This is a genomic window from Bartonella sp. CL100XZDX, assembly GCF_042195375.1.
Taxonomy (GTDB): Bacteria; Pseudomonadota; Alphaproteobacteria; order Rhizobiales; family Rhizobiaceae; genus Bartonella.
In genome coordinates this window covers 1-4,935 of the sequence record NZ_JBHIOH010000057.1, presented here as the reverse complement: position 1 = coordinate 4,935, position 4,935 = coordinate 1, and the positions used below count along the sequence as shown (strand labels likewise).

9 protein-coding genes and 1 pseudogene are annotated in these 4,935 nt (G+C 37.8%); 5 read left to right on the top strand and 5 right to left on the bottom strand.

Annotated features, from left to right (window positions below; translation table 11 throughout):
* A partial coding sequence (locus ACFILU_RS06390; protein ID WP_375675246.1) for a hypothetical protein occupies positions 1-321 on the top strand: 321 nt, incomplete at its 5' end.
* 22 nt (positions 322-343) lie between these two features.
* On the opposite strand, the gene ACFILU_RS06385 is transcribed toward ACFILU_RS06390, so the two are convergent.
* Positions 344-1,426 carry a hypothetical protein gene (locus ACFILU_RS06385; RefSeq protein ID WP_375675244.1) on the bottom strand — a complete coding sequence of 361 codons (1,083 nt, stop codon included), beginning with the start codon at positions 1,424-1,426 and terminating at the stop codon, positions 344-346.
* 384 nt (positions 1,427-1,810) lie between these two features.
* Here ACFILU_RS06385 and ACFILU_RS06380 point away from each other — a divergent pair, with 384 nt between their 5' ends.
* Together ACFILU_RS06380 and ACFILU_RS06375 are read left to right on the top strand one after the other, a co-directional pair.
* Positions 1,811-2,557 (top strand): antA/AntB antirepressor family protein, encoded by a 747-nt coding sequence (locus ACFILU_RS06380; protein ID WP_375675242.1) that lies wholly within the window; start codon positions 1,811-1,813, stop codon positions 2,555-2,557.
* Positions 2,554-2,832 carry a hypothetical protein gene (locus ACFILU_RS06375; RefSeq protein ID WP_375675240.1) on the top strand — a complete coding sequence of 93 codons (279 nt, stop codon included), beginning with the start codon at positions 2,554-2,556 and terminating at the stop codon, positions 2,830-2,832. The genes ACFILU_RS06380 and ACFILU_RS06375 overlap by 4 nt, the downstream gene beginning before the upstream one ends.
* Before the next feature lie 46 nt (positions 2,833-2,878).
* Here ACFILU_RS06375 and ACFILU_RS06370 read toward each other — a convergent pair whose 3' ends face one another.
* The 4 genes and pseudogenes from ACFILU_RS06370 to ACFILU_RS06355 form a co-directional block, all read right to left on the bottom strand.
* Positions 2,879-3,025 carry a CopG family antitoxin gene (locus ACFILU_RS06370; protein WP_375633829.1) on the bottom strand — a complete coding sequence of 49 codons (147 nt, stop codon included), beginning with the start codon at positions 3,023-3,025 and terminating at the stop codon, positions 2,879-2,881.
* Between the two features lie 42 nt (positions 3,026-3,067).
* The gene (locus tag ACFILU_RS06365) at positions 3,068-3,385 is read right to left on the bottom strand and encodes a type II toxin-antitoxin system HicB family antitoxin (RefSeq protein WP_375675238.1); all 318 of its coding nucleotides are present in this window, start codon (positions 3,383-3,385) and stop codon (positions 3,068-3,070) included.
* Between the two features lie 38 nt (positions 3,386-3,423).
* Positions 3,424-3,696: a CopG family antitoxin gene (locus ACFILU_RS06360; RefSeq protein WP_012754724.1), complete on the bottom strand. Its 273-nt coding sequence runs from the start codon at positions 3,694-3,696 to the stop codon at positions 3,424-3,426.
* Positions 3,683-3,898 (bottom strand): annotated as a pseudogene (locus tag ACFILU_RS06355) (BrnT family toxin); the annotation flags it as partial. The pseudogene ACFILU_RS06355 and the gene ACFILU_RS06360, both read right to left, overlap by 14 nt.
* Before the next feature lie 160 nt (positions 3,899-4,058).
* On the opposite strand from ACFILU_RS06355, the gene ACFILU_RS06350 reads away from it, so the two are divergent.
* Both ACFILU_RS06350 and ACFILU_RS06345 read left to right on the top strand, forming a co-directional pair.
* Positions 4,059-4,607: a hypothetical protein gene (locus ACFILU_RS06350; RefSeq protein ID WP_375675248.1), complete on the top strand. Its 549-nt coding sequence runs from the start codon at positions 4,059-4,061 to the stop codon at positions 4,605-4,607.
* On the top strand, positions 4,588-4,935 hold a 348-nt coding region (locus ACFILU_RS06345), incomplete at its 3' end, for a phage baseplate assembly protein V (protein ID WP_375675236.1). The genes ACFILU_RS06350 and ACFILU_RS06345, both read left to right, overlap by 20 nt.

Below are 4,935 nucleotides of genomic sequence, written 5' to 3'. Positions count from 1 at the left end.
GATGTACGCAACACTTTTGGGCAGCCCATCATCTACACGCGAAAGGACAACCAGCAATCTTTTCGTATCACAGCGATTTACACCATTAAGCATTCAGAATCGGACACTGGTGGCAGAATTCCTACCACAATTGCAAGAAAGGAACTTGATCTTTGTATCAATGATATCGGGGGAATACCACCAAACCCTCAAGATAGTGTTGTAATCATTTCCCCTGAAAACAGCAAAGCTCCCTCTTCTCAAGAGCACTTCGTGATCACAGATGTCCAAGCCTCAGAATCCAGTATGTATAAGCTTATCTTGCGGGAGATAAAACAATAAACGTATCTTTTCTTGTGTGTTATCAATAAAACTGTCCCAGAACTCGAATTACTGCTGTAAACCTTGGACTTGAAAAAGCAGTGAATCGGTAATTCCGTGGTATGCCGGTACGGAGACTGATTTGGCATTCATGGTATGTTATAGCTACTGATGCAATTCGTGTCCAAGTGGTTCGTTCATTCTTTTCAGGACTTTCAAATACAATGGCTTGATCGGTTACCAAAAGACGTCCTCTAAGTGGGATCTTTTTATTAATATCAAAGAAAACGCGTTCTTGAACTCCCAACAATTTTTCATTGTGTGCTAAACGATATTCATATTCGCTTGCGTCAAGCTCTTGAAACATTTTACACGCTTCAGAAAAACTAGACACTTTAATATCCGGTAGCAACATTGCAACTTGTTCTTCAAAAAGTTTTACTTTTTTCTTTTCAGAGTAGTGAGCGATCACCAAAAGTAAAACAATAAGAATGGCTACTAATAACCATGGTGAAATACTTATTATTGCTACTATGCCCCCAATCAATAGAGCACAAAGGAGAAAAATCTTGATCCCCTTTTCCCACCGTTCGTTTTCAATTGCTGGAAACGTTTTATTAACAACTGAGAAATCAGAAGAAGGATGTGCAGGAAGGAGCGACATTGAAGCCTGTTCTGGAACTTTCTCTTCAAAACGTTTTTTGCGTTTATCTTGCCAATAAGCGAAAATGGAAAACGCAAAAAACGCAAAGAAAATTAACCAAAACCATCCCCAAAAGCCTAATCCATCATCTTTGTCTGGTTTGTTAACTTGAGTGGGGGTAATTTGCTTATCAGTATCCTCAGCTGGTACCTGAGTCACGCTTTCGTTTTGAGTAGCAACATCTATTGACGAAGTCGAGGAGGAGGTAACAATTTCATTATTGTGTGTAATTTGATTTGGTTTGTCTTTGTGTACAGAAGCACCTACTATCGCAGAGCCGATAAATAATAAAGCTCCAATACCAAGAGTTTTCAGTCCGTTTTTCCGCCATTTCTTTATACATACTAAAACGAGTCCGACAATCATCATTGGCAATGATAACAAGCACACGATCATTGCAATTGTATCAAGGGTATCCAGCATTACCTCCCCCTCCGCTATAAATAAAAAAGTAAAGTGGAAATTTAAAGTGAGTCGACAAATAAAGTAAAGACGTACTTATATAATTTAGAAAAATGTAATATTACTGCTTGACATTATAGTAGGAGTATGAATAATCGAATCAGGTGCCTAAGAAACACCTTAAAACAACAAGCGGATTGGTTGCCGAAATAATCAGTCTTCCGCACATTGTAAAGGCTTTGACTCATTATATGCGTATAGCGTATACTGGTCTTGTCGGGTGTGGTTATGCCATAAAATACCCTTTCGGGGGAAAGCATAACGACGGGCTTGTTGCCGTGTTTCTTAGCACCCGGCACTTTTTTAAAGTGTCATTAAGAAACATCTATCAACAAGGAATTCATTATGAATACTCTTATAGAAATTAGAGAACAGGTTATTGATCAGGAAACTGTTCAAACTGTTAACGCGCGTGATTTACATACGTTTTTAGAAATAAAAGCTCGCTTTAATGATTGGATTAAAAATCGCATTAAAGAATGTAAATTTCAGGAAAATATAAACTTTATAACGCTTACTAAAAATTTAGTAAGCGGTGGAAAGGTAAAAGAATACCACATTACGTTAGACGTGGCTAAACATCTTTCGATGATAGAGCGTAATGATAAAGGGCATGAAGCACGTCAATACTTTATCAAATGTGAACGGCTTTTGAAACAAGTAGCAACACCGCAGATAGCTGCATCACAAGTTGACTACTCTAAACCCGAGGCATTACTTGGTGTTTTGAATCACTTACAAAATCAAATTGAGCAAAAAGATCATGTTATTGCCGAATTAGCACCAAAAGCAAAAGCACTTGATGGTTTAAAGCGTTCTGATGGTTTGTTTGGTCTTATTGAAGCAGCAAAGATGTTAGAGGTACGACCTAAGGACTTAACGGATTACTTGCGTAAACATGATTGGGTGTATCGACGGGCTCCAGGGGCGCCTCTATTACCTTATCAAGACAAAATTAAGAAAGGATTCATGGATTGTCCCGCTATTACCATTCAAAGACCGGATGGTACAGAAAAGGTGCTGCCTTCAACGAAAATCACATCGAGAGGATTGGCTTGTTTGAGAGAACAAATCCATGGAGGTGTACAATGAAGATAGATACCAACTTCTTATGCGATTTGTGGATGGCACTGTTTAAATTTTCCAATCATCGAGGCATTGGAGATGAAAATTGTAATGCCATAGTTGAAGTTATGGAATTGATAGAAAAAGTTTTAGTTTTAAAACTTCAAAATGAACTACCCAATATTACAAAGATTTTAGCAATTCTTACAGATTTTGGAGCTTCAGAGTTACCGCATAGCATGGATTCTTTATTGCGAGCTTACGAATCAGATTTAGAGAGCCCCATTAAAAAGGTTGCTTAACTTAAAAACAAAACTCCCCTCCCTATCGTTAAAGGTGGGGAGGTAGTCAAGAGACTTCTTTAGGTAAGAACTCAAAATGAACGGATTTAAAATCTGTTAAGTCATAATCTGTAAGATCGGCAGTATCAACAAAGTTTTCTGCTTCTTCATCCGTCTTGAAAACGGGTATTTGTTTTAATTTAGAGGTTTTCATAAGAATTAGTTTTCTTTTAGTACGTATAGACTTTTAAAAGATTCAAAGTTTAGAAGAAATATATCTATTTAAACTCACACCATTTTCAGCGGCTTGTATTGCAAGTTTTCTATGGAGCTCTGGTGGTATTCTTAATTGAAACTTACCACTATATTTACCATGTGACAAAGGTATTGGAAGTTGTTCTCCATTATGTTGCATGTCCTCAACAACTTCTGAAACAAGGTCCATAATACCTTTTAAAGCTTTCTCTGCTTGAGCATCTAACCATGAAAGGAATGGGAATTCTGCACACAACCCAACATATTCCTCATCTTCTTGCGACCACAAAACACGATAGATATAATGATTATTGTTCATGTTTCATCCTTTCTTATATCCTCTACAGAGGATATTGGTCAATTACGATGGCTTTTTCGTAAATCTCGTTCGATGAGATGTCGAACATAGCGTGTGTAAGGGATAGCTTGATTTTTAGCTTTTTCCTTTAAAGCCTTCATAAGTGCTTGAGGTAAGCGAATATTCATAGAGGCTTCTTTAGGTAAGAATTCAAAATGAACAGGCTTAAAACCAGTTAAGTCATAATCAGTAAGATCTGCAGTATCAACAAAGTTTTCTGCTTCTTCATCCGTCTTAAAAACGGGCATTTGTTTTAATTTAGAGGTTTTCATAAAAATCAATCTCCTTTTGGTGCATATAACGAGCGCTAATAGGACGTACAAACAATTCGTTCTTTATTGTTCTTAAGGTAAAAACTAAAAAAATATATCGTTCATTATAGCTTCGTCCAATGGCTCTGAAACGCTCTTCTTTAATATTGGGGTCATGCTTTATGACGAGATTTCTAGGTTCAGTGAATAAATACTCAATTTCTTTTTTAGAAACTCAATGTTTGGCACATTTTGGCCAGTTACCATCATCCCAATTTATGCCATGAACTTTGATGTTTGCTACCATAACGTATGTATATCAAAATGTATCCACAAATACAATAAAAATGATTAAAAATCAATCTGTTTTAACAGGAACACTCATGCATCCACGCGAAACGATAAGAGAAACATTTGTTACGTTGATCAAAGCAGCAAAAACAGTGGCTGGTGACAATGTTTTCAATATGCGCGATTTCAATTTATTTATTGAAGCAATGCCAGCTATTAATATCTCAACGCAAAGTGAAACCATTGAAGATGGATATGATTATGGAGTAAGGCGGCGTGTTTTAACAGTAGATGTTGAATGCTATGCAACATGTGAAGATGGTGCACGCTTTGTTGACCAATTAGCATGGGAAGTTGAGGAGGTTTTCTACGTTAATCCCAATCTCAACAACACAGTTGAAGCATGCCGCCTGCAAAATATTGCTTTTGCCTTTGGCGATAATGGCGCCCTAGCGCTCCATGGTGCGATTCTAACCTTTGAAGTCATTTATGTGACAAATATCCCCAACATGGATGAAGAAGAAGGCAGTGTAACAGCAAGAATCGTTGAACCTTTCTTAAGCTTTGAACCAGAAACAGGTATGGGAAACAAAGATAAATACCATAAAATTGAAGGTGGACATGTTAGAGCGGCGCGATAAAGAAATCACAAATCTAAAGAGACGTGTGGCAAATATGGTTGTGGTGGGGAAAATTAGCCATGTCGACCATAAAAACGCACGCTATCGGGTAAAAAGTGGCAATCTTGTCAGTGACTGGATTCCAGACACACAAGCCCGCGCCGGTAAAACACGTTCTTATGAAGGACGCGATGTTGGAGAGCAAGTGATTGTTGTTTCATCATCAGGGGATTTATCACAAGGGGTGATTATTGGTTCACTTCACACCGATGCTAATCAAGCAGCCGATAAAGGCAGCATTCACCGAACGATATACCCCGATGGAACCAGCCTTGAATATGATGATGAA

Coding starts and splice junctions, on each gene's coding strand:
- ACFILU_RS06385 (WP_375675244.1), bottom strand. CDS start 1,426: ATGCTGGATACCCTTGATACAATTGCAATGATCGTGTGCTTGTTATCA.
- ACFILU_RS06380 (WP_375675242.1), top strand. CDS start 1,811: ATGAATACTCTTATAGAAATTAGAGAACAGGTTATTGATCAGGAAACT.
- ACFILU_RS06375 (WP_375675240.1), top strand. CDS start 2,554: ATGAAGATAGATACCAACTTCTTATGCGATTTGTGGATGGCACTGTTT.
- ACFILU_RS06370 (WP_375633829.1), bottom strand. CDS start 3,025: ATGAAAACCTCTAAATTAAAACAAATACCCGTTTTCAAGACGGATGAA.
- ACFILU_RS06365 (WP_375675238.1), bottom strand. CDS start 3,385: ATGAACAATAATCATTATATCTATCGTGTTTTGTGGTCGCAAGAAGAT.
- ACFILU_RS06360 (WP_012754724.1), bottom strand. CDS start 3,696: ATGAAAACCTCTAAATTAAAACAAATGCCCGTTTTTAAGACGGATGAA.
- ACFILU_RS06350 (WP_375675248.1), top strand. CDS start 4,059: ATGCATCCACGCGAAACGATAAGAGAAACATTTGTTACGTTGATCAAA.